The sequence below is a fragment of the Amycolatopsis sp. NPDC049159 genome (assembly GCF_040648295.1).
In the GTDB taxonomy this organism is placed as follows: Bacteria; Actinomycetota; Actinomycetes; order Mycobacteriales; family Pseudonocardiaceae; genus Amycolatopsis; species Amycolatopsis pretoriensis_A.
Genome location: NZ_JBEZDL010000019.1, coordinates 57,496 through 79,985 on the forward strand (window position 1 = coordinate 57,496; position 22,490 = coordinate 79,985).

Annotated in this window: 21 protein-coding genes and 1 pseudogene; 12 read left to right on the plus strand and 10 right to left on the minus strand. The window is 71.7% G+C overall.

Annotation, left to right across the window (positions count from 1 at the left end; all coding sequences use genetic code 11):
• Positions 1 to 31: 31 nt before the first annotated feature.
• Positions 32 to 679, minus strand: coding sequence for a class I SAM-dependent methyltransferase (locus AB0B33_RS31625; RefSeq protein ID WP_360778263.1), 648 nt, complete (start codon positions 677 to 679; stop codon positions 32 to 34).
• Positions 680 to 812: 133 nt separating this feature from the next.
• Here AB0B33_RS31625 and AB0B33_RS31630 point away from each other — a divergent pair, with 133 nt between their 5' ends.
• Positions 813 to 1,850 carry an alpha/beta fold hydrolase gene (locus AB0B33_RS31630; protein WP_360778266.1) on the plus strand — a complete coding sequence of 346 codons (1,038 nt, stop codon included), beginning with the start codon at positions 813 to 815 and terminating at the stop codon, positions 1,848 to 1,850.
• 152 nt (positions 1,851 to 2,002) lie between these two features.
• On the opposite strand, the gene AB0B33_RS31635 is transcribed toward AB0B33_RS31630, so the two are convergent.
• Positions 2,003 to 2,275, minus strand: coding sequence for a DUF1883 domain-containing protein (locus AB0B33_RS31635; RefSeq protein ID WP_360778269.1), 273 nt, complete (start codon positions 2,273 to 2,275; stop codon positions 2,003 to 2,005).
• A 660-nt stretch (positions 2,276 to 2,935) separates the two neighbouring features.
• On the opposite strand from AB0B33_RS31635, the gene AB0B33_RS31640 reads away from it, so the two are divergent.
• Together AB0B33_RS31640 and AB0B33_RS31645 are read left to right on the plus strand one after the other, a co-directional pair.
• Positions 2,936 to 3,439 (plus strand): hypothetical protein, encoded by a 504-nt coding sequence (locus AB0B33_RS31640; RefSeq protein WP_360778270.1) that lies wholly within the window; start codon positions 2,936 to 2,938, stop codon positions 3,437 to 3,439.
• Positions 3,440 to 3,570: 131 nt separating this feature from the next.
• Positions 3,571 to 3,959, plus strand: a pseudogene (locus AB0B33_RS31645) (FtsX-like permease family protein); the annotation flags it as partial.
• Between the two features lie 273 nt (positions 3,960 to 4,232).
• Here AB0B33_RS31645 and AB0B33_RS31650 read toward each other — a convergent pair.
• Together AB0B33_RS31650 and AB0B33_RS31655 are read right to left on the minus strand one after the other, a co-directional pair.
• Positions 4,233 to 6,062 (minus strand): RICIN domain-containing protein, encoded by a 1,830-nt coding sequence (locus tag AB0B33_RS31650; protein ID WP_360778273.1) that lies wholly within the window; start codon positions 6,060 to 6,062, stop codon positions 4,233 to 4,235.
• Positions 6,063 to 6,192: 130 nt separating this feature from the next.
• Positions 6,193 to 7,278 carry a LacI family DNA-binding transcriptional regulator gene (locus tag AB0B33_RS31655; protein ID WP_360778276.1) on the minus strand — a complete coding sequence of 362 codons (1,086 nt, stop codon included), beginning with the start codon at positions 7,276 to 7,278 and terminating at the stop codon, positions 6,193 to 6,195.
• Positions 7,279 to 7,374: 96 nt separating this feature from the next.
• Between AB0B33_RS31655 and AB0B33_RS31660 the strand changes: the two genes are divergently transcribed.
• The 4 genes from AB0B33_RS31660 to AB0B33_RS31675 are packed head-to-tail and all read left to right on the plus strand — an operon-like array spanning position 7,375 to position 12,061.
• On the plus strand, positions 7,375 to 8,604 hold the full coding sequence (locus AB0B33_RS31660) for an extracellular solute-binding protein (protein WP_360778279.1): 1,230 nt from the start codon (positions 7,375 to 7,377) through the stop codon (positions 8,602 to 8,604).
• Between the two features lie 7 nt (positions 8,605 to 8,611).
• Positions 8,612 to 9,499 (plus strand): sugar ABC transporter permease, encoded by an 888-nt coding sequence (locus tag AB0B33_RS31665; RefSeq protein ID WP_360778282.1) that lies wholly within the window; start codon positions 8,612 to 8,614, stop codon positions 9,497 to 9,499.
• A gap of 47 nt (positions 9,500 to 9,546) precedes the next feature.
• The gene (locus AB0B33_RS31670) at positions 9,547 to 10,308 is read left to right on the plus strand and encodes a carbohydrate ABC transporter permease (RefSeq protein ID WP_247025088.1); all 762 of its coding nucleotides are present in this window, start codon (positions 9,547 to 9,549) and stop codon (positions 10,306 to 10,308) included.
• 13 nt (positions 10,309 to 10,321) lie between these two features.
• Positions 10,322 to 12,061: a trehalase family glycosidase gene (locus AB0B33_RS31675; protein WP_360778284.1), complete on the plus strand. Its 1,740-nt coding sequence runs from the start codon at positions 10,322 to 10,324 to the stop codon at positions 12,059 to 12,061.
• A 102-nt stretch (positions 12,062 to 12,163) separates the two neighbouring features.
• Here AB0B33_RS31675 and AB0B33_RS31680 read toward each other — a convergent pair whose 3' ends face one another.
• Both AB0B33_RS31680 and AB0B33_RS31685 read right to left on the minus strand, forming a co-directional pair.
• On the minus strand, positions 12,164 to 13,210 hold the full coding sequence (locus AB0B33_RS31680) for a hypothetical protein (protein ID WP_360778287.1): 1,047 nt from the start codon (positions 13,208 to 13,210) through the stop codon (positions 12,164 to 12,166).
• Between the two features lie 10 nt (positions 13,211 to 13,220).
• The gene (locus AB0B33_RS31685) at positions 13,221 to 13,775 is read right to left on the minus strand and encodes a sigma-70 family RNA polymerase sigma factor (protein WP_360778290.1); all 555 of its coding nucleotides are present in this window, start codon (positions 13,773 to 13,775) and stop codon (positions 13,221 to 13,223) included.
• Positions 13,776 to 14,678: 903 nt separating this feature from the next.
• Between AB0B33_RS31685 and AB0B33_RS31690 the strand changes: the two genes are divergently transcribed.
• Positions 14,679 to 15,746 carry a hypothetical protein gene (locus AB0B33_RS31690; RefSeq protein ID WP_360778293.1) on the plus strand — a complete coding sequence of 356 codons (1,068 nt, stop codon included), beginning with the start codon at positions 14,679 to 14,681 and terminating at the stop codon, positions 15,744 to 15,746.
• Positions 15,747 to 15,785: 39 nt separating this feature from the next.
• Here the strand turns inward: AB0B33_RS31690 and AB0B33_RS31695 are convergent, their stop codons facing one another.
• Positions 15,786 to 16,577, minus strand: coding sequence for a helix-turn-helix transcriptional regulator (locus tag AB0B33_RS31695; RefSeq protein WP_360778296.1), 792 nt, complete (start codon positions 16,575 to 16,577; stop codon positions 15,786 to 15,788).
• Positions 16,578 to 16,794: 217 nt separating this feature from the next.
• Here AB0B33_RS31695 and AB0B33_RS31700 point away from each other — a divergent pair, with 217 nt between their 5' ends.
• Entirely contained in the window at positions 16,795 to 17,721 is a 927-nt protein-coding gene (locus AB0B33_RS31700; protein WP_360778298.1) for an NADP-dependent oxidoreductase, read from the plus strand.
• Positions 17,722 to 17,816: 95 nt separating this feature from the next.
• Here AB0B33_RS31700 and AB0B33_RS31705 read toward each other — a convergent pair whose 3' ends face one another.
• Positions 17,817 to 18,416, minus strand: a complete 600-nt coding sequence (locus AB0B33_RS31705; protein WP_360778301.1) for a TetR/AcrR family transcriptional regulator — start codon at positions 18,414 to 18,416, stop codon at positions 17,817 to 17,819.
• 92 nt (positions 18,417 to 18,508) lie between these two features.
• On the opposite strand from AB0B33_RS31705, the gene AB0B33_RS31710 reads away from it, so the two are divergent.
• On the plus strand, positions 18,509 to 19,258 hold the full coding sequence (locus tag AB0B33_RS31710; protein ID WP_360778304.1) for an SDR family oxidoreductase: 750 nt from the start codon (positions 18,509 to 18,511) through the stop codon (positions 19,256 to 19,258).
• A gap of 135 nt (positions 19,259 to 19,393) precedes the next feature.
• On the opposite strand, the gene AB0B33_RS31715 is transcribed toward AB0B33_RS31710, so the two are convergent.
• Positions 19,394 to 20,050 (minus strand): helix-turn-helix domain-containing protein, encoded by a 657-nt coding sequence (locus AB0B33_RS31715; RefSeq protein WP_360778307.1) that lies wholly within the window; start codon positions 20,048 to 20,050, stop codon positions 19,394 to 19,396.
• 66 nt (positions 20,051 to 20,116) lie between these two features.
• Here AB0B33_RS31715 and AB0B33_RS31720 point away from each other — a divergent pair, with 66 nt between their 5' ends.
• Together AB0B33_RS31720 and AB0B33_RS31725 are read left to right on the plus strand one after the other, a co-directional pair.
• On the plus strand, positions 20,117 to 21,085 hold the full coding sequence (locus tag AB0B33_RS31720; protein WP_360778310.1) for an NAD(P)-dependent alcohol dehydrogenase: 969 nt from the start codon (positions 20,117 to 20,119) through the stop codon (positions 21,083 to 21,085).
• A gap of 34 nt (positions 21,086 to 21,119) precedes the next feature.
• Positions 21,120 to 21,272, plus strand: coding sequence for a hypothetical protein (locus AB0B33_RS31725; protein WP_360778313.1), 153 nt, complete (start codon positions 21,120 to 21,122; stop codon positions 21,270 to 21,272).
• 325 nt (positions 21,273 to 21,597) lie between these two features.
• On the opposite strand, the gene AB0B33_RS31730 is transcribed toward AB0B33_RS31725, so the two are convergent.
• A complete protein-coding gene (locus AB0B33_RS31730; protein WP_360778316.1) occupies positions 21,598 to 22,452 on the minus strand; it encodes a helix-turn-helix transcriptional regulator in 855 nt (284 codons plus the stop codon).
• Positions 22,453 to 22,490: the final 38 nt, after the last annotated feature.

Consider the following 22,490-nt stretch of genomic DNA (forward strand, 5'->3'; position numbering starts at 1 on the left):
CCGCCGGCCGATCGGCCACCGGCGACGGTGGTCACCGGGCCGGTGTCGCCGTCCCGATGATCAGCGGGTGCACCACCGAAGGCATCCCCCGCCACCGCGCTGTGCTCATGTCCTCGATGTCGAACCGCTGCTTGAGCAGCGCGACGGTGTCACGATCGCACCGGCAGCCCTGCGCGAACGCCGCCCACGGCCCCGCCAGGCGCGTCTGCCTGCGCGCCAGCTTCGGGTCCTCGGCTCGCACGTGCTCGCAGAACAGCAGCCGCCCACCGGGCCGCAGCACCCGCGCGAGCTCGACCAGTACCCGATCGACGTCGGGCACCGTGCAGAGGACCAGCGTCGACACGACCGCGTCGACGCTGGCGTCCGCCATCGGCAGCGCGTCCGCCGGGGCCGGCACCGGCCGCATGCCGACGCGGCCCGCCACGCGCTTTTCGAGTCGCCGGTACATCGCCGGGACGGGCTCGGTCAGCACGACCTCCGCCGTCGCGGGGTAGTGCCCGACGTTGAGCCCGGTCCCCGCCCCGATCTCGACCACCCGGCCCTGCACGCGCCGCAGCAGTTCCCCACGCCGGCCCGCCAACCCGAGCCGCTCCCCCCGGCGCAGGAACGGTTCGTACAGTGCCGCCCCGAACCGTTCCCGGAGCCCGTCCCGTGCCCCCACGCTGTCCCCTCCGGCCATCGTTCCTCCTCCACACCGCCGATGCGCTGCAGCACACCAGCCGCCGGCCACCCACCGCATCACCCGCTCGTGCCATTCCGGGGACTGGCCGAAACGGGCCACGCCCGGCCAGGCAACGGCCTACGCTCGACGAATGCCGGAACAAGACCAGGTCGTGCGGTTCACCAGTGGCCCGGACGACCGCCCCCTCGCCTGGGCGGCCTTCGGCGCGGGACCGCCGCTGGTCGTCGGCGGCTGGTGGTGCGGGCACCTCGAACTGGACTGGCAGAACCCGTTGTTCCGCCGGTTCGCCGACCTGCTCGGTGACCGGTTCACCCTCGTCCGCTACGACCGGCCCGGCGTCGGCATGTCCGACGACGCCGGGCCGCTGGTCACTTCGCTCGCCGAAGAAGTGGCCGCGTTGCGCGCCGTCGTCGACGCCGCCGGGGAGAAGGTGACCCTGTTCGGCGGTTCGTCCGGCGGCTGCGCCGCGATGGCGTACGCGGCGGCCCACCCCGACCGCGTGGAGCGGCTCGTCCTCTACGGCAGCTACGCCCGCGGCACCGAGATCGCCACGGCGGAAGCCCGCGATTCCCTGCTGGCGGTCGTCGGACGGCACTGGGGCGTGGGGTCCCGGGTGCTCGCCGACCTGTTCCTGCCGACCGCGACCCCGGCGGAACGCGACGAGTTCGTCCGGTTCCAGCGCGCAAGCCTCACCGCGGAGACAGCGGCGCGCTCACTCGCGGCGGTATACGAGTTCGACGTCCGAGACCAGCTGGGCACGATCGAGGTGCCGACGCTCGTCCTGCACCGCCGGGACGACCGCGCGATCCCGTTCGCCCTGGGCCGGGACGTCGCCGCCCTCATCCCGGGCGCCACCTTCGTCCCGCTCGACGGCACCGATCACCTGCCTTGGCGCGGGGACGTGGAAGGGCTCGTCCGCGCCGTGCGGGAGTTCCTCGGCGCCGGCCGGCCCGCCCGCCGGGCCGGCTCGCCGCGCCGCGAGCTCTCCGAACGCGAACTCGACGTGCTGCGACTGGTCGCGCAAGGGTTGAGCGACCAGGAGATCGCGCGCCGGCTCGGGATCAGCGCCCACACCGCGCACCGCCACGTGTCGAACATCCGCGGCAAGCTCGGTGTGCCGTCGCGAGCGGCGGCCGCCGCGCACGCCGCCACCGCCGGGCTGCTCTGACTCAGCTCGGGGTCGCGACGCGCGATACGAGCGCCCACCGGGCGAGGCCGCCGGCGGGCTACGTCCGGATCATCGGACCAATAGCCGTTCTCGCCGAGACGGCGGAATCCGGTGGTGCGAGGCAGCACGCTGGTGCTTAACGGGACAGGCGTTCACGAGAGGATCGTGACTTCGACTCGGAATCGGCTCGCCTGCAGACCTTCCGTGTCCACGACGACATACCAATGCCCATCGACGGGAACCCTGACGTCGAAGGGCCGCCGGGTCGCGACCCCGCCGATCATGCGATAGGCGATTCTCTTGGTGTAAGCGTCGATATTGGCTTTCGTCATCAGCCGAACGTTCGCCACAACGTCCAGCTCAACGCGAACGGTGGTCGACCTGCTCAGCCACCCGAGGTCGAAGACGGACCCGTCAGACACCACAGCAACCCCCCGGGGGACACCAAAGTCCTCCTCCGCTCTGCTTTTTCAACCGGAGGGTGAGCGAAACGCATCACGCGCTTCGGACGTCGAGAACGCCGATTCCACTGTTACACCGCGGAGCGCGTCAGAAATTTACGGCCGCGAACTCCGTCGTTTCTGTCCAACGGCGTCGAAAAACGACTCCGGTAACGGAAGTGGCGGCGATCCGACGCGTCCTCGACGGCCCGCGAGGGCGTGGCTGAGTATCCCGAGGAACCCGCGGTGGGGACACAGCGGATGCCGCAGGTCGCGCCACGCCGCGCAGAAGACCTCGATCACCCGGCGCTCCACCTCGAACGGGTCGACGACGCGAGAATTGATCATGTGGGTCACCGCGGGGCAGTACCGCTGCACCAGCTCCCCGAACGCCTCGACGTCCCCCGCCCGGGCCTGGCGTTCCAGGTCGTAGTCACTGCGCTGGGCGGGCCGGACGGGCGGCCGTCACGGCCACGCGCCGGCCTGCAGGTCTGTGACCTTCTGAGTTCCCTGTCGTGACTTGTTCCTCCCACCAAGATCACTTTGGGCGCGGCTTCCCGCCACTGCAACACGTTGCGCTCAGCAGGGCGACGCTCATCCGGGGGAAACGATGTCTGCTCCCCGGCACCCGGCTGGCGTGACCGGGTGAGCACCGAAAGCCACGACGCCGCCGATCCCGGCTCCGAGCCCGCGCCGCAGCGCGCCGGCTCGCACTGGTCGGCCCGCGACAGCGAGATCCTGCTCGATGGGCTCCGCACCGGGATCCCCCTCGTCGACCTGGCCGTGTCCCTGCAACGTCGGGTCAGCGCCTTGCAGGCCCGCTGCAAGGCGCTGACGCCGCACCTGCAGACCACCGTGCTGCGCGCCGACGCCGACGTGGTGCTGCGGGGCCTGCTCGCTGCCGACCCGGACTTCGACGTCGAAGCCAACCTCGACCGCACCACCTCCCGGCGCCGGCATCCCGCACGGGAGGAGATCCTGACGCTGGGCTGGAAAGACCGTCGGCCGCTGGCCGAGCTGGTCACCGCGGCGGCGTCCGAGACCGAGATCGCCGGGCGGCTGATCCAGCTCGGGCTGCCGACAGCCTCGCCGTGGCCGAACGGCTCGGCTACACCCCCGGCGGCGCCCTGGACCTGCGCTGCCGGATGATGCGCGACCGCGCCGCCGCGAGCGTCTGGGTCCTGGTCGTCGACGGCCTCGATGACGGCCGTCACGTCTCCCCGCACCCGACGCGCGGGGCCGCGTGCGACCACGCCGACATGATCATCCCGGCCGAGGACGTGTCGGGCACCGGCGACCCGCGGACACTGACGACAACGTCGCGAGGGCAGTCAACTCACTCGCGTGGAACGCCGCGGTGAGCAAGAGCGACTACCTCGACGACTTCGCCGCACGCGACCAGCGGATGGTGGAGAGCTTCCGTTCGGTGGTGATCACGGCGTCGCTGTTCGTGCTCGCGGTGGCCGCGATGAGCCTGCTGATGCTGTCGGTCGAGCAGATCAGCGAACGGCGGCGGCCGCTCGCGGCGCTGTCCGCGGCCGGCGTGCCGATCGGGGTACTGGCTCGCGGATCGCTGTGGCAGAACGCGATTCCCGTGGTGGTCGGCGTCGTACTGGCGGTCGCGGCAGGGCTCGGGCTGACCGTCTCCATCCTGCGACTGGCGGACCGATCGATGATGACCCGGTTGGACACGCTGCGTTCGGAGTGAGTCGGCGGTGGACGGCGACCACTTGTGGATCCCCGTCCACCGCCGTGCAACCGTCGGACGAAGAAGGCGCGAGGCGCTCGTGGTGTCGAGCGTGAACCGGACAAGCCGAGCCGCTGCACCGGTCCGGCGGCGCGATCGCGACGGGCGGGACGACCGCGGTGAGCGTCATCGTTTCCGTGCGAAGCCATTCGACCTCGAACCTGCTCGGCCACTGGACCGGGCGGCGCCGCCGGATCACCCGGGTCCGCTCCCCCACAGGCGCCACGTCTGGTTCAGCGGACTGCCCTGGGTGACCGCCCGGCACGTCCACTGGATGAGCTGGGCGCGCGCGGCCGCGGATGCCTGGTTGACGTCGAGGCACTTGCCGCTGTGCCGGGCGGCCAGCTGGTAGTCGTGGGAGTCGTTGCCGCCGTAGGTCACCTTCCGCAAGGTGAACTGCTGGTTCGCCGCGCCGGGACTGCAGGTTCCCTGCTGGACCGCCGCACCGTCGGCGGTCGAAGCGCCGGCCACCTCGAGGCACTTGCCCGACTGCTGGTTGACGACGGTGAACGCGCCGGAGACCGGGCGGAAGTTCCACAGCTGCTGGTCGCCGCCCTCGCACGGGAACTGCTGCTGCCGGTTGCCGTCGGCGGTGCTCAGGCCGGTGTTGTCCAAGCACTGCTGGGAATGCTGGGCGACGGCGACGGACGGGAACCCGCCGTCCGACGGCGGAAGCAGCGTGAGGGTGAACGTGTCGTCGGCGTTGGTGTGCGGGACGTTGACCGTCACGGCGTTGCCGGACAGGGTCAGCACCGAGTTCTGGACGGTGACCGGACCGGCGACCGCGCCGCCGCCGTTGTAGGGGATCCGCTGGACGAGCACCCGGACCTGGTTGTCCTGGACGATTCCCGTGGTGGCGTCCAGGCGCCGCAGGGCGACCGCGACGTTGCCGGTCGTGCCACCGCCGCCGAGGAGCACCTTCGCCGTCCCGCTCGTCGCCGTGGCGAACGCGTCGTACGAACCGCTGGGCGTGGTGGCGGCGATCCGGCCGGTCTGCGAGCCGTAGAACCGGTAAACCCACCACTCCCCCTTGGGCTGGTGCTGCCCGGCGGAATCGTGGACGAGCAGGTTGCCGAGGTCGTTGTGGAGGTTTCCCCCGCTGGCCCAGTTGGCGCGGAGCCCGTCGGCGCCGGCCCGTTCGAGCCGGGTGATGTACCACGAGCCGTCGCCGGGGTTCTGCTCGTTCGACGCGCCGTACTCGTTGATCTGGTACGGCCGCGGGTGCGGGATGCCGCGGGAGTCGAGGGAAGCGTTGGCGGCGGCGACGTTCGCCACCGGATCGCCCGGCAGGGAGTGCCAGCTCACGATGTCCGGGACGACGTTCGCGGAACGGACGAAGTCCAGGTACTGCGTCCACCAGCCGGCCGAGGTCGACGGGACGCCGGCGAGGCTCGGGCCGATGATGGGCTGCGCCGGGAACGCCGCGCGGATCCGCTGGTACGCGCGCTGCCACAGCGCGAAGTACTGGCTCTGCGGGCGGTTCCAGAAGAGCGAGATGTTGGGCTCGTTCCAGAGGTCCCACTCCACGGGGGCGCCGGTGGCCCGCACGTCGCCGATCAGGCGGGTGAGGAAGTTGTCGTAGTCGGTCCAGTCGCCGTTGTCGCCCGGGAAGCGGGAGATCGGGTAGCCGTCCGCACCCCACAGGTCGTGCACCAGCAGGACGAACCGGCCGCCGAGCGCGCGGGTGCGCAGCAGCTGGGCCCGGGTGGCGTTCCAGCGGCGGTCGTACCGGCCCGAGACCCAGCCGCCCGGACTGTCCAGTTGCGCGCCGCCGGCGCGCATGGCCTGGAACTTCACGTCCCGGTAGAAGTGGTCGGCCGGGGCCGAGGCGTTCTCGGTCATGCCGTAGATCCAGCCGGACGCCCGGTAGGCCGGCGTACCACCCCCGGCGGAGAAGTCGACGGCGATCGACTCGTCGGCGGCCCGGGCCGGCTCGGCGAGAGCCACGGCGGACGCGCCGGTGAGGGCGGCGGTGAGGAGGAAGGCGGCGAAGCCACGGCGGGCGCGCTCGCGCGAAAAGATCACGTGCGACTCCTTTGGGCACGGACAGCGAGGGATGCGGCAACATCGAACCGGTTCGACCAAGGAGTGAAGCTACGCCGCCAGAGATTCGCCAACAAGCGGCCAAATGGCGTCGAACCGATTCCGCCGAGGCTTACGACGATCGGCGGCGGGCGCCGGTGCTGGACCGCAGGGCCACCGCCGGCCGCAACAGGGCGTGCCGCGGCTCGGCCGACCGGTCGCCGATCTGCTCCAGCAGCAGGTCCACGGCCAGGCGAGCCATCTCCCCCGCGGGCACGTCCGCCGCGGTCAGCGGCGGGTGGAAGTCCTCGGCCAGCCGGTCGGCGAGCACCCCGGTGAGCGAGAAGTCCCGCGGGACGTCCAGGCCGGCCCGGTCGAGGGCCCGCTGCACCCCGGGCAGGGCGGCTTCGTTGATCGTCACCGCGGCGGTGACCTCGGGCCACCGGGCCCGGATCCCTTCGAAGCACTCCAGCCCCGCGGCCGGTTCGTCGGCGCAGCACACGGTGTGCCCCGTGATCCCGCACTCGGCGGTCGCGCCGACGAACCCGGCCGTGGCGCGCACCGCCGGGCCGTAGCCCGCGGCGACCAGGTGTTCGGAGCGGTTGATCAGCACGACGTGGTCGTGGCCGAGGTCCGCGAGGTGGCGCACGCACCGCCCGATCAGCGTCGCGTAGTCGACGTCGACCCACCACGACGCGCCGGGGTGCTCGACGTGCCCGATCGCCACGAACGGCAGCCCGGCGCCGGTCAGCCGGTCGACCCGGGCGTCCTCGAGCAGGATTTCCATGAGGATCACGCCGTCGACCCGGCGCCCGGTCACGATGCGCTCGAACGAGCGGTCGTGGTCGCCGCCGCTGGGCGAGAGCAGCACGTCGTGGTCGTGCGCCGCCGCGGCCTCCACGACGCTGGCCACGAACCCCAGCTGCGCGTCGGTGAGGCGCGCGCTCGCCGGGGGGATCACCAGCCCGATGGTCCGGGTCTTCCCTTCGGCCAGTGCTCGCGCGCTGGCGTTGGGCCGGTAGCCCAGCTCGGCGATGACGTCGTTGATCCGCCGCACCGTCCGCGCCGACACCGGCCGCTTGCCGCTCAGCGCGTAGGACACCGTGCTGCGGGAGACCCCGGCCCGCTTGGCGATCTCGCCGATGTTCATGTGCGCTTCCCGTCCCCGGATCCGTCGGCGGCAACCGGTTCGACCATCTTGCCACCTGGAAACGCGCACCCTTGCGCACGGGCGGCGCCTCGGTCTACGTTGACCCGGCTCCCATCATCGAACCGGTTCGATGACTGTCGTCGCCGTCGCCGCCAGGAGGACCCCATGCCGTACCCCCCGCGCACCCGTCCGATCCCGGCCGCGCTGACGGCGGTCGCCCTCGCCGCGACGCTGGCGGCCTGCTCGTCGTCCCCGGACACCGGCAGCACCGGCACGCTCTCGATCTGGGACCCGTATCCGCAGTTCACGGCCGGCTCCGCGTGGGCGAAGGTGATCGACGAGTGCGCCGCCGGAGCCGGGGTGAAGATCCAGCGCCAGGCCTACGACACGACCGACCTCACCGGCAAGGTGCTGCTCGCCGCCCAGCAGCACACCGCGCCCAGCGTGCTCGTGCTCGACAACCCGGTCGTTTCCACCATGGTCGAAGCGGGCGTGCTCAAGGCGAACGACGAGGTCGGGCTGGACGCTTCGCCGGCCTCGCCGAACCTGGTGGCCGCCGGCACCGTGCAGGGCCGGACGTACGGCGTGCCGCTGGGTGCCAACACCCTCGCGCTGTACTACAACAAGGACGTCCTGGCCGCCGCGGGCGTCGACCCCGCCTCCGTCAAGGACTGGGCGTCGCTCGAAACGGCGCTGGGCAAGGTGAAGGCGGCCGGGAAGAAGGGCATCACGTTCGCCGCGATCGGCACCGAGGAGGGCAGCTTCCAGTTCCTGCCGTGGTTCTGGGGCTCGGGTGCGGCACTGACCGACCTGTCCGCTCCCCCGGCCGTCGCGGCGCTGACCCAGTGGAAGTCCTGGCTCGACCGCGGCTACGCCCCCAACTCCGTCATCGGCAACACCCAGACGACCAGCTGGCAGGAGTTCGCCACCGGGCAGTACGCCTTCGCCGAGAACGGCACCTGGCAGCTGGAGAACGCGAAGAAGGCCGGTTTCCCGTACGGCGTGATCCCGATCCCGGGCCGCACCGGCGGCACCGCGCCCGCACCGACCGGCGGCGAGTTCGTCACCGTCCCCGCCCAGGACAACCCGGACACCGAGCGCACGGCAGGCAAGATCGCGGCCTGCCTCACCGCCCCGGACAAGGTGCTGACCTCGGACACGGCGCTGACCTACGTCTCGGCGGTGCCATCGGTCCAGCAGCAGCAGGTCGCGCAGAAGCCCGAACTCGCGGTGTGGGTCGACGCGGTGAAGAACGCCAAGGGCCGGACCGGCGACAACCTCGGCACGCGGTACCCCCGCATCTCGCAGCCGCTGTGGAACGCGGTCCAGGCCGCCCTCACCGGCTCGAAGACGCCGGACGCCGCGCTCAAGGACGCCCAGACGGCGGCGAAGTAGCCGCCCGGTGCGACTCGACAAGAAGCGGCTCGCCGGCTGGGCGTTCCTCGTTCCGCTGGTGGCCTACCTGCTCGCCTGCTACGGCTACCCGCTCTACACCACCGTCGACCTGAGCCTGCGCGACTACACCGTCCGGACCTTCGTCCGCGGTGGAGCGCCCTTCACCGGGCTCGCCAACTACACGACCGTGTTCGCCGACCCGCGGTTCACGACCGCGCTGGTGAACACGCTCGTCTTCACGGCCGCGTCCCTGGTCTTCCAGTACGCGATCGGCCTGGCGACGGCGGTGTTCTTCACCCGCCGCTTCCGGTTGTCGGCGACGCTGCGGGCGCTGTTCCTGGTGCCGTGGCTGCTGCCGCTGATCGTGTCGGGGTCGACGTGGGCCTGGCTGCTCAACAGCGAGTCGGGGCTGGTCAACGCGGTGCTCCAGGGGCTCGGGATCGCCCGGGTCGACTGGCTGACCTCGCCGTCGTGGTCACTGGTGTCGGTCATCCTGGCCAACATCTGGATCGGCATCCCGTTCAACCTCGTGGTGCTCCACAGTGGACTGCGCAACATCCCCGCGGAGGTCTACGAAGCGTCCGCTTTGGACGGTGCGACCGGCTGGCAGACGTTCCGCCACATCACGTTTCCCGTCCTGCGGCCGGTATCGGCGATCACGCTGCTGCTCGGCCTGGTCTACACGCTGAAGGTGTTCGACATCATCTGGATCATGACCAGGGGTGGCCCCAGCGGCTCGTCCAGCACCCTCGCCACCTGGTCCTACGAACTGGGGTTCGGCTCCATGCTGCCGAAGTTCGGGCCCGGCGCGGCGGTCGGCAACGTGCTCATCCTGCTCGCTTTCGCGGCCGGGCTGGTCTACATCCGCCTGCAACGCCACCAGGAAAACGGGTGAAGCGCCCGGCGTGGCTGACCGCGATCGGCGTCCTGCTCACCGCGGTGATGCTCTTCCCGGTCTACTGGATGATCGCCGTCTCGCTCACCCCGGCCGGCGAGCTGCGGAAGTCACCCCCGGACCTGTTCCCGGCCTCGCCCACCTTCGCGGGCTACGAGCGCGTCCTGCGGGAACAGCTGCCCTACTTCGGGACCAGCCTGCTCGTCGCGCTGGGCACCGTCGCGCTCACCCTGGTCATCGCGGCCCCCGCGGCGTACGCGCTGGCGAAACTCCGCCCGCCGGGCCGGCGCGTGCTCGGATTCGTGCTGCTGGTGGCGCAGATGATCCCGGGCATCATCATGGCCCTGGGCTTCTACGGCGTTTACGTCAAGATCGGCCTCACCAACACGGTGGGCGGCCTGATCGTCGCCGACTCCACCGTCGCGGTGCCGTTCGCCGTGCTGATCCTCACCTCCTTCATGGCCTCGGTGCCCGACGAACTGCTGCAGGCGGCGCGCATCGACGGCGCCGGGGCGTGGCGGACGTTCGTGTCGATCGTGCTCCCGGCCAGCCGCAACGGCGTCGTCACCGCGGCCCTGTTCTCGTTCCTGTGGGCCTGGTCGGACTTCGTGTTCGCCGCCACCCTCGACGCCGGGGGCCGGCTGCGCCCGCTCACCCTGGGCATCTACCACTACATCGGCAACAACAACCAGGAGTGGAACGCGATCATGGCGACCGCCGTGGTCGCGTCGGTTCCCGCCACCGTGCTGCTCGTGCTCGCCCAGCGCTACGTCGCGGCCGGTGTCACCGCCGGCGCCGTCAAGGACTGAAGGGACTCACCCTGTGACCGCCGAGTTCTCCGTCGGGGAGATCCCGTTCAGCCGTGCCGGCGCCTGGTTCGGCCTGTCCCCGGTGCTCAGCGCGACGCGGCGCGCCGACGACGTGCACGTGGTGTCCCACCGGCACGGCCTGCACCCCGTGCTGGCCCTCGTGCCCGAGCGGGACGGCCACCGCGCCGCCACCGACGTCTCGGCCGATCCCGCCGTGCTCACGTGGCGCTCGTCCGGCGGCCGGATCACCGCGGCGTTCGCGGACGCCGGAACGCTCCGGATCACCGGCACCGGCCTGGGCATGAGCATCATCGCCGCGGAACCGGCCCTCACGCCCTTCACCGGCCCGTACTTCTTCGCCGATCCGTCCGGGGCCGCCGTGTTCACCTTCTACGAGACGGGGAACCGCCTCCGGCTGACGCTCCTTTCCGGCCACTGGACGCACGTCGGCGAACAGGAGCTCGGCACGGCCCGGCGCGGCGTCACGGTGGACGCCGACGGCGGCCCGTGGGAGGTCGCGCTGGAGGAGATCAGCACCGGCGCGACGCCGTATGCGTCCACAGAGGACTTCCCGCGCGCCGCCGCCTCGGCGCGCGGCGACTTCACCGGCTTCGCCGACGCCGTCGCCCCGTGGCGGGACCACTCGACCCCCGCGGCCGAACTCGCCTGCTACGTGCTGTGGTCCGCCACGGTCGCGCCCGCCGGGTTCCTCGCCCGCCCGGCCGTGCTGATGTCCAAGCACTGGATGAACAAGGTGTGGAGCTGGGACCACTGCTTCACCGCGCTGGCACTGGCCCCCGGCGCGCCGGAGCTGGCGTGGAACCAGTACCAGCTGCCCTTCGACCACCAGGACGGCCTGGGCGCCCTGCCGGACTCGGTCACCCACGCGGAGGTGCTCCGGAACTTCGTCAAGCCGCCGATCCACGGCTGGGCGCTGGCTCACCTGCGCGGCCGGCTCCCGGGCGGGCTTCCCGATCCCGAGCTGGCTTACCGGCAGCTCGCGGCGTGGACGTCGTTCTGGCTCGACCACCGCCGCGCCCCCGGGCAGCGGCTGCCGTACTACGAACACGGCAACGACAGCGGCTGGGACAACGCCACGGTGTTCGCCGGCGAACGCCTCGTCGTCACCGCCGACCTCGCGGCCTTCCTCGTCCTGCAGCTGAAGGAACTCGCCGCGCTGGCCCCCGTCGTCGGGGACACCACCACGGACTGGGCGCGACGCGCCGACACCCTGCTGGCGGCGCTGCTCGCCGAGCTCTGGGACGGCTCGTCCTTCGGCAGCCGCACCGTGCGCACCGGGACGTCCCAGCGCGGTTCGAGCCTGCTCGACCTCATGCCGATCGTGCTCGGCGAGCACCTGCCCCGCGACGTCTTCGAGCGGTTGTGCGTCCGCGTGGCCGAGCACCTCACCCCGGTCGGGCTCGCCACGGAGCTGCCGTCCTCGCCGCACTACGAGCCCGACGGGTATTGGCGCGGCCCGGTCTGGGCGCCGGTCACGGTCCTCGTCGAAGACGGCCTCCGCCGCGGCGGCGCCACGGACCTCGCCGACGAGGTGAGCAGCCGGTTCCGGAGGACCTGCGAGGAACACGGGTTCGCCGAGAACTTCGACGCACTGACCGGAGCGGGCCTGCGCGACCACGCCTACACCTGGACCGCCGGCGCGTACCTCCTGCTGAGCGAAGCAGCCCAGCACCGGCGCGGCGCGCGGGAAGCCGCCCACCGACCCGCCGCCTCGCCCCCGAAGCGGTCCTGATCGCCGCTCTTCGCCACCGGTCGTGGTGGGCCCGCGGAGGTGGGATCCGCCACGATCTCCGCCGGCACCGAGCCACCCACAGCAACGTGTCCGGTACGAGGATCAGATCTTGCCCGCGGCCACGTCGGCGAGGGTCACGCGGGAGGAGTTGTAGTTCACCACGTAGCGCTTGGACGATTCCGCCGAGGTGATCTCCTCCCGGATCGGCAAGCCGTTGTCGGCGTTGATGATGAGGACGTCCGTGCTACCGGCCAGGATGGCGGGGGGCGCGGTGAGGGTCAGCGCGGCCTGGCCGTCGACGCTGGTCTTGCCGACGATCATGTCCGGGATGGTCGCGTACAGCTTCAGCACGCCCGCGCGGACCTCCGCGTCGGCGGCGTTGGCGAACAGCGCGTGTTCGGCGTTGCTCCACAGGTGGTTGTCGATGAGGTTTTCCAGGTCCTTGCCCGTCGGACGCGGCCGGGGGGCGGGAACCGGCTTGCCCATCTTGCGGAACATGTCCGCGGTCTCCGCTTGGGCGGCCGCCCAGGCCTTGTCGGCCTCGGCGGGGCTCAGGCCGACACCCAGCGCATTGTTGGACGCGGTGATCATCGCGATCCTGGCCTGGTCGACGTCGCCGTTCGCGGCGAGACGGGCCGCCGCCATCACCTTCCCGTCGTACGGCGTCGCAGGCTCGGCGTGCCCCTTGGCGACGGCGTCCGCCAGGGTCTTCGCCGAGTCGCCCGTGAACTGCTGGCCCTTGTCGGTGTAGAGGGTGTAGTAGAGGTCCGGTTTGTTGTCCAGTCCGAACTTCGTGTTGATGATCAGCGACGCGTCTCCTGGCTGCGTGCCGGCCGCCTGGACCGCGGAGGCCAGCTTCACCAGCGGCGCCTCGACCGCCCGCGGGGCCTCGGCCGCCTGCGGGGCGGCGCCGGACGGGCCGGCCGGGACGCTGCCGCCCGACGTCCCCATCACCACGGCCGCCGCGACGGCTGCCGCGCCCACGGCGGCGACGCCGACCTTGGGCCAGGAGAACCAGCGCTTCGGTCGCACGACCGTGGCCGCCGGTTCCGCCATCGCCGTCCGCAGCGCCGTACGGGCACGGTCGTAGGCCTCGGGACCGGGGGACGGCACGTCACGCAGCTTCTTCATGAGATCCATTTCGTCCATGAGTTGTCTTTCACGTTGTCGGGACTTGAAGCAGCGCGACCACTTCGGGGGCTTCACGCAACGCCTTGCGCGCCTGGTGCAACAGGCGGCGGGCCGTGCCGGCCGGGATGTCGAGCACCCGCCCGGCCTCGGCGACGGTCAGGTCTTCCCAGGCGACCAGGCCGAGCACTTCCCGCTCTTCCGGTTTGAGCCGAGCCAGTGCCCTGCTCAGCAGCGCCTGCGTGTCCACGCGGGCATCCACCGCCGGCCAGGGATCCCAGTCACTCGCCACGCCGGTCAGGTCCGACGCCGGCTCCTCGGCCGGCGCGGACCGCCAGTGCCGGCGCAGCCTGTTCAGCGCGACGCCGTACAACCAGGGCCTGGCTTCGGGATACGAAAGGTCGTAGTTCGCACGGGACTCGTAAGCCGCCACCCACACTTCAGCGAGAACGTCCTCGGCTGCCTGCCGCCCCACTCTGCGCGCCAGGTAGTTCCCGAGCGCGGTCTCGTGCCGGCTGATCACTTCCACGAAGGCATCGGTGTCCCCGCGCAGCGACCGGCCGATCAGTTCCGCGTCTGACGACATGAAGCTCCTCGGGTTTCGCTTCGCCCTGACACCCCGTCTTTGCCAACGCCCACCCAAAGCGTTCAGGTTAGGTCACCCCATGACGAACATCGCTGGTCAGGCGACGTGTGCGAGTAGCGTGCGTCCCGGTGAGCTGCTCTCGCGGCAGGGGTCCCCTCAAGCAACGCCGCTCATGAGAGTGGGCCGGCTCTGGCAGTGAGGGGTCAGGGGTTCGAGTCCTCTTGGCTCCGCTCTTTGGCAGAACCACCGCCGCCCCGCTCACCAGCGGTTCCGGTCAACGACGATCCCGCACCGCAGCCTGCGGCCTGGGGCGCCGCGGTGTTCGGCGGCCTGTCACCGTCCCGGTGATCATCGATCCGCCCGACTCCAGTGCACTGCTCGAACGCCCGACCAGCCCTGGCTTGACGGGAATAGCTGCCGGTCCTGACCGGTTGAACGTGGAGGTCGATGCGTCGCGTGTCCCCCGGGCTCACCCTTTTGCCCTCGCGGATTTCCGTTCGGCTGGAGCCGCGTCGCGCCGCTTGCCGAGAGGCGAACCGGACGCATCGACCGCGTGCACGCGATGGCCCGTCCACCAGGCTCCGGTGGACGGGCCATCCTCGTGTCCGGGTCAGCGCCGCGAGCGTTCTCCTCCGCGGAGTTACACCGTCGGCCGCGGTCAGCTCGTCGAGCACGCGGCCGACCGCTGCGGCGCCAGTGCTCACCTGCCCGTCCTGTCCCGCTCGGCGTGTTTCGCCCGGAATTCGTTCCCCCTCACCGCCCGGATCGGTGGTACCGCACCAATTCCGGATGGTCTTTCGATTGGCCGGTCGCTCGGCGGGTATTCGACGACCGCACGCGAGGGGGTTCGCGGCGGTGAGCCGGCAGGTGGGCCGGGCTCGGTGACGAAGCGGAGGTCAGTGGGTGTCGTCCTTGCCGCTGGCGGTGCTGGTGCTCATCTTCGCGGCGGCGGCCGCGGCGATCTGGGTCGCCGGCATCCGGCTGTCCAACCAGACCGACGTGCTGGCCACCCGGCTGCACCTCGGCTCCGCGCTCGGCGGTCTCGTCCTGCTCGCCGTGGCGACGAACCTGCCGGAGATCGCGATCGTCGTCTCCGCCTCCGCGGCGGGCAACGTCGGAGTCGCCGTGGGAAACATCCTCGGCGGCATCGCCATCCAGACCGTCGTACTGGTGGTGCTGGACGGCTTCGGCGTCCGCGGCGACCGCCCGCTGACCTACCGGGCCGCGTCGCTCGTGCTGGTGCTCGAAGCCGCGCTGGTCGTCGCCGTGCTCGCCGTCGTCATCGCCGGCACCCAGCTGCCCGCCACCCTCATCGTGTGGCGGCTGACACCCGCGCCGGTCCTGATCACCGTGCTGTGGGTGACCGGGTTGCTGCTGTTGCGGCGGGCCGGCCGGTCACTGCCGTGGCACGAGGACGGCGACGCACCCGACGGGCAGGACCGTCCCCGCGGCCACCGCCGTCACCACGTCGAACAAGAAGCGACCCGGAAGGGCACCAGCACGGCCAAGTCCGCCGCGGTGTTCGGCGCGGCCGCGGTCATCACGCTGGTCGCCGGGGTGTTCCTCGAACGCAGCGGCGACGCCATCGCCGACCACATCGGACTGTCCGGGGTGCTGTTCGGGGCGACCGTCCTCGCCGCCGCCACGTCGCTGCCGGAGGTCTCCACCGGGCTCACCTCGGTCCGCAACGGCGACTACCAGCTCGCGGTGAGCGACATCTTCGGCGGCAACGCCTTCCTGCCGGTCCTGTTCCTGGTCGGCACCCTCGTCTCCGGCCAGGCCATTCTGCCGCACGCCGCCGCCACCGACATCTACCTCACCGCGCTGGCCGGCCTTCTCACCCTTGTCTACGCCGCCGGGCTGTTGTTCCGCCCCCGCCGCCGCATCGCGGGCGTCGGCGTCGACTCCCTCGTCGTCGTGCTGCTCTACGTGGCGGGCCTCGGCGGCTTGATCGCCATCGCAACCGCCTGAGCAGCCGGCAGCAACCTCGGAACGACTCAGCTGGTGCCCTCAGCGATCCGCTTCCAGCCGGGCCGCACGCTCTGCCGAGCGGTAGCGGCCGGGTGTCTGGCCGACGAGTTCGGTGAAGGCGCCGATGAAACTGCCCGGGTTCGCCCAGCCGAGTCGCATGGCGGTGTCGGTGACCGAGGTGCCTTCGCAGAGTTCGAGCAGGGCCCGCTGGATGCGCAGCAGCGTCCGCCATTGCTGAAAACTCATCGACAGCTCGCTGCCGAACAGGCGGCTGAGGGTCCGCTCGCTCGAGCCGGTCCGGTGCCCCAGCTCGGCCAGCGTCGCCGGGCTGGCCGGGTCGGCGTGCAGCAGGTCGGTGACGGCCTTGAGGCGAGCGTCGTCCGGTTCCGGGAGGCGCAGTGACTCCTGCGGGGCGCGGACGAGCTCGGTGATGACGACCTCGAGCAGCAGGCGGGCGCGCGGGCTGTCGCTCGGTTCGCGGTCGTTGATCATCGCGAGATAGGCCTCGCGCATCAGCGCACTGGCCGCGAACACCGACGGCTGGCGTGGCAGCTGCTCGGCGAGCGCCGCCGGGACCTGGAGGATCCGGACGTCGGTCTCGCCGTACGACCGGCTGCTGTGCACGCAGAAGGGCGGCATCCACATGATCCGGTTCGCCGGCGCCGCCCACGTGCCCGCCGAGGTCGTCGTGACCAGTGCTCCGGAGGCGGCGTACCTGAGCTGACCGTAGTCGTGGAAGTGCGCGGGGATGGCCTCGCCGTGGGCCATGGGCGCACAGGCCGGAGCATCGTCGACCGCCAGGAACGCCGGCTCGGGCCCCAGTTCGGTCATCGGCTTCCTCCAGCCCGCATTCGCAAGTCACGGCCGCCCGGGGTCGAGGTCGTTTCACGAGCGTCGTCAGCTGATCGGCTCTCGTGCCGGTCACGCCAGGATAGTGACCTCCGCCGGTGTTGGCGGGTTTCCACAATTTCCTGGCGCAAAACTGGCAGCGCGCCCGCCTGGTCGGCACCTAGCGTCGTTCTCACACCCCCCTCAAGCCAGGAGAGTCATGCGAGTCATCACCCAGCACACGCTCGGCGGTCCCGAGGTGCTCGCCATCGTGGACGCGCCCGAACCCCGGGCGATCCCGACCGAGGTTCTCGTCCGCGTCGAGGCGATCGGGCTGAACCCGCTCGAAGCGCGCCTGCGGGCCGGCGAGTTCCCCCTGCTCGGCCGGCCGCCGTTCGTCCTCGGCTGGGACATCAGCGGCGTGGTCGAACAGACGCAGACGTGGCGGTTCCGGCCCGGCGACGAGGTGTTCGGCATGCCGCTGTTCCCCCGGGCGGCCAACGCGTACGCCGAGGTCGTGTCGGCGCCGGCGTTGCACCTGGCGCGCAAGCCCGCGTCGCTGTCGCACGTCGAGGCGGCGGCGCTGCCGGTCGTCGGACTGACGGCGTGGCAGGGCCTGGTCGACGTCGGCGGCGTTGCCGAGGGAGACCGCGTCCTGGTCCACGGCGGTGGCGGCGGGGTCGGCCACGTCGCGATCCAGATCGCGAAGGCGCTCGGCGCGCACGTGATCACGACCACGAGCGGGAGCAAGCGGGAGTTCGTCGAGGGGTTCGGCGCCGACGAGGTGATCGACTACACGGCGGTCGACTTCACCGAGGCCGTCCGCGACGTCGACATCGTGCTCGACACGGTCGGCGGCGACACCGTCGCGCGGTCGCTCGGCGTGCTTCGCCCGGGCGGGCACCTGGTGACGGCGGTCGCCGAGGAGGACACGGAGCTCAAAGGCCGGTTCGAGGCGGCCGGCCGGCGCTTCAGCGGTATCGCGGTCGAACCGGATCCGGTGGTTCTGCGCCGTCTCGTCGACCTCGTCGAACAGGGAAAGCTGCGGGTCCACGTGCAGGAGACGTTCCCGTTCGAGCGCGTCGCCGACGCGCACCGGCTGCTCGAGGGCGGCCACCTCCGGGGCAAGCTCGTCCTGACCGTCTGATCCCCGCGGCACCGCCACCCGTTCCGGGGGCTCGTGGGCATTCGGCGCCGATAAGTCCTCGCCCGTGGCGCCGGTTCGGGCACGCAGCACAACGTTCAGGCCGGCGGCCAGTTCCGCAGCGCGAGCTCCGCCACCCGCCGCAGATCTTCCCGGGTCGCGCCGCCCGCCGCCTGCACGGCCATGCCGTTCGCGATCGTCATGACGAAGCGGGCGATCAGCTCCGGCTCCGCGTCGGCGGGCAGATCACCCTCCTCGACCGCCCGCTTGAAACGCTCGCGCAGGTACTCCTGACCCAGCGCGCGCCACGCGGCCAGCGTGTCGTGCGCGACCTGCCCGGTCGCGCCGACGGCCAAAGCGCCCTGCACCCCCAGGCAACCGGCCGGGAACCCAGGCCGCGTGGTGGCCCGGACCGAGCCGAGCAGGAACAACGTCGCCACCTCCCGAGCGGTGGGGGCCTCCAGTGCTTCGACGATGTAGGCGCCGGGGCCTTCCGTGTAGCGCTGCAGCGCCAGGCGAAAGAGGTCCTCTTTGTTGCCGAAGGCCGCGTACATGCTCTTGCGGGAGATCCCCATGGCCTCGGTCAGCTCGGTCAGGCTGGCCCCGTCGTAACCCTGCTCCCAGAAGACCACCATGGCCTTCTGCACGGCCGCCTCGGCGTCGAACGCCCGCGGCCGCCCCACCTGCACCCTGTCCACCACCGCACCCTACCGCTTCTGCACCGATCGGTGCAGAAGCTGCTACGGTCGACTTCGGCACCGATCGGTGCACAATTACCCGGAGGTCGAAGATGCAGAGGCTGGCAGGCAAGACCGCGGTCGTCACCGGAGGCGGCACCCGAGGGATCGGCCGGGCCACCGCCGCCCGGCTGGTCGCCGAGGGCGCGCACGTGTTCATCACCGGACGGCGCAAGACCGAACTGGACGAGGCGGTGGAGGTGCTCGGCGGGAACGTGACCGCGGTGCCGGGCGACATCACGGACCCGGCCGACCTGGACCGCCTCTACGCGCAGGTCGCCGCCCGCGGCCAGGGTTTGGACGTGCTGTTCGCCAACGCGGCCACCGCCTCGTTCGCCACCGTCGAGACGATCACCGCCGAGGACTTCGACCAGGTCTTCGGCGTCAACGTCAAGGGCACCGTCTTCACCGTCCAAAAGGCACTCCCGCTGCTGAACGAGGGTGCCTCGGTGATCATCAACAGTTCCACCGCGGCCGACCGCGGCACCGCGGGCTTCGGCGCCTACGCGGCATCCAAGGCGGCCCTGCGGACGTTCACGCGCGTCTGGGCGAACGAGCTGAAGGACCGCGGGATCCGGGTGAACGCCATCTCTCCGGGCCCGACCGACACCTCCGGGATGACCGAACTCGCGGGCGAGGAGAACGCCCCGGCGTTCAAGGCGGCCGAAGCGGCCCGGATCGCCATCGGACGGCTCGGGCGCGTCGAGGAGGTCGCGGCCGCGGTGGCCTTCCTGGCCTCGCCCGACAGCAGCTTCATGCTGGGCGCCAACGTGTACGTCGACGGCGGTGAGAACCAGATCTGAGCCCTGACGGGGCGGCCGGTCGCGATCCGGAACGGCCGCGGCGCGCTCCCTGCCTTCCCCGGCGAGGGCGCGCCGCGGTCACTCCTCCCGGTCGCGGCGCCCGCGCTGATCGCCTCGCCCGGTCACCCGGACCAGTTACCGGGCGGCGCGATCAGCGGGACCCACCTGCCGGAAGTCCGTTGAGGACGGTGCGGGCAGCGGCCCGTTCGCCGCGTCCGCGCGGAACGCTTCGAGCAGGTACGCGACCAGGCGCCGGGACGCCGCGGCGTCGGCGGGCAACGCGGTCACCAGGCCGCCGTGCGCGGCGAAGACGACCGCGAGGTCGGAGGGGTGGAAGTCGGCCCGCAACGCGCCCGCCGCCTGCGCCCGGCGGACCAGCATCGCGAGCGACCGGTCCGCCTGGCTCCGCAACCGCGCGTGGGCCACGGCGTCGTCGGGGAAGGCCGCGACGAACGCGGCCGGGAACCCCCGTTCCTCCCGCTGCAGCTCGCAGACCACTTCGACCAGCCGCCGGAACCCGCGCCAGGGATCGCGATCGGCGAGCGCGTCGGCGAAAGCCCGCGTGCAGGTGTCCATCTGCCGCGCGAACGCCGCCCGCACCAGTGCGTCGCGGTTCGGGAACCGCCGGTACAGCGTCGCGACCCCGACGCCGGCGCGCCGGGCCACCGTCGCCATCGGCGCGTCGATCCCGCTTTCGGCGAAGACCGCGCGAGCGGCGGCCAGGATGCGCTCCCGGTTGCGCCGCGCATCCGCTCGCAGGTCGTCCCGCACCGGGATCCGAGAAGGTGCCACGGGCAATGTCTCCCACCTCGACCGCATCGGATGATCTCGTCCGTTTTCGACCCTACGCTCGCCGTCATGACCGACCGCACGATGCAAGCAGTGCTCTACGACCGCTACGGCGACCCCGACGTGCTCTACGTCGGCCGGGTGCCGCGGCCCGCGCCGGGACCTGGTGAGGTGCTGGTGCGGGTACGCGCGTTCAGCGTCAACGGCGGCGAACTCGCGGCCCGCTCCGGAAAGCTGCGCCTGCTCACCGGCCGGAAGTTCCCGAAGCGCGTCGGGCTGGACTTCACCGGTGAAGTGGCGGCGCTCGGCGCCGGCACGAGGGCGTTCACGGCCGGCGACCGCGTCTGGGGCGTACTGGGCCGCACCGCCGGCTTCGGCAGCGCCGCCGAGTACGTCACGGTGCCGTCCGATCGGCTCGGCCCGGTGCCCGACGGCCTGGACCTGGTGCACGCCGCGGCGCTCCCGGTCGCGACCACGGCGGTGACCGCGCTGCACGAAAAGGCCGCGCTGCGCCCCGGCGAACGGCTCCTCGTCCGCGGCGCGGCCGGCGGCGTCGGCAACACCGCCGTCCAGCTCGGACACGCGTACGGCGCCGACGTCACGGCGTTGGCGCGCGAGGCCAACCTCGACTTCGTCCGCGGTCTCGGCGCCGCCACGGCCCTGGACCACCGGACCGCCCGGCTCCCCGAACTGGGCCGCTTCGACGTCGTCCTGGACACCGTGGGCACCGACCTGCCGAGCTTCCGCCGGCTGCTGGCCCCGGGCGGCCGCATGGTCACCATCGCCTTCGACCTGACCCGGGCGGTCACCTCGCTGGGCTACCTGGCGGTGAGCGCGATCCACGGCCGCAGCCGGGTACGCGCGTTCAGCGGCAACCCGAAGCGCCCGGAGTTCGACGACCTCGCCCGGCACGTGACCGAAGGAAACCTCCGCCCGGCAGTCGACCGGGTCTTCTCGTTGGCCGAAACGGCGGCCGCGCACCGCGCTCTCGAGGCGGGCGGCGTCCGGGGCAAGTACGTCGTCCGGGTCGAGGACTGATGTCGAAGGCCCCGCCGATCTGGTCGGGCACGACGTGGGCGGGAGCACCGTCGTCTCCGTCGCGATGACCCGGCCCGACCTGCTGAAGACTTGGGTCAGCGACTCCCTCGGCGTGTTCGACCCCGGCTGCACCTGGCACGAGCTCGCCCGCCAGTGGCAGATGCCCGAGGTCGGCGAAAGTCGGTAGCGGATCTGCTGGGCGGCACGCTCCAGGACCGCACCGAACGCATGGTCTCCCGGGGGATAGCCGAGCGGCCGGCCGGATTCCAGGGCCCCGAGATGGGCCGGGCGATCCTCGCCTTCTACCGCTCGGCAGCACAACCGGCGATGGCCGAACTCCGGGCGCGACCTCGCCGCCGCGGCCCCCCGGTCTCGCCGTCATCAGGACCGAAGACCCCTTCGTCGGATCCCTCGAAATGCGGTGCCGGTCGGCAGCGAGCACACAGCCGAGCGTGAACCACGAGGCGGGCGACGACGAACAGCAAGACCCCAGCGGGACGTCCACTGTGGACTCAGCGGTCCTGGCCCGCGTCCTCGAACCGCTCGTGGCCCACCACCCCGAGCAACTGCAGCTTCTCGAACGCCTCCGTGCGCGGCGGCGCGGTCAGCACCAGCAACGCCTGCGATCGGTCCTCGGTGAACAGCGCCTGGCAATCCACCTCGATCTCCCCCAGTTGCGGGTGCACGAGCACCTTGTGGTCCTCGAACCGCTTCGCGACCTCGTGCCGTTCCCACAACCGCGAGAATTCCGCGCTCTCCCGGCTCAACGCTCGCACCAGCTCACCGGCCCGTGACTGCGGACCCATCGACCCGTGCGCGGCCCGCAGGTTCGCCACCATCGCGCGGCTCTGGCGGTCGTGGTCGTGTGCCGGGTAGATCAGGCGTTGGCCGGGGTCGGTGAACCAGCGGTAGATCTCGCTGCGCGCGAGACCGGTGTGGTCGGCGTTTCCGCCGTAGAGCGCTTCGGCGAGGCGGTTCTGCACCAGGACCTCGCCGAGGTTCGACAAGATCAACGCGGGCGTGTCCGACAACCGGTCCAGCACCCGCAGCAGAGCGGGCGCGACGTGCGCGGCGGCCGCCGCGGGTGACGGGGCATTGCGGCCGGCCACCGCGAACAGGTAGTTCCGCTCGTCGTCCGTCAGCCGCAGCGCGCGGGCGAGCGCCGCCAGCAGCTGTTCGCTCGGCTGCGGTCCGCGTTTCTGCTCCAGGCGCGTGTAGTAGTCCGTCGATATCGCGGCCAGCGACGCGACCTCCTCCCGGCGCAGCCCGGTCGTCCGGCGGCGGGCTCCCGGCAGGAGACCGACGTCCTCGGGCTGCAACTGTTCCCTGCGCCGGCGCAGGAAGGCCGCCAGTTCCGCTCGATCCACCACTCCAGTATCCCGCCCCGCCGGGCGCGAACCAGGGA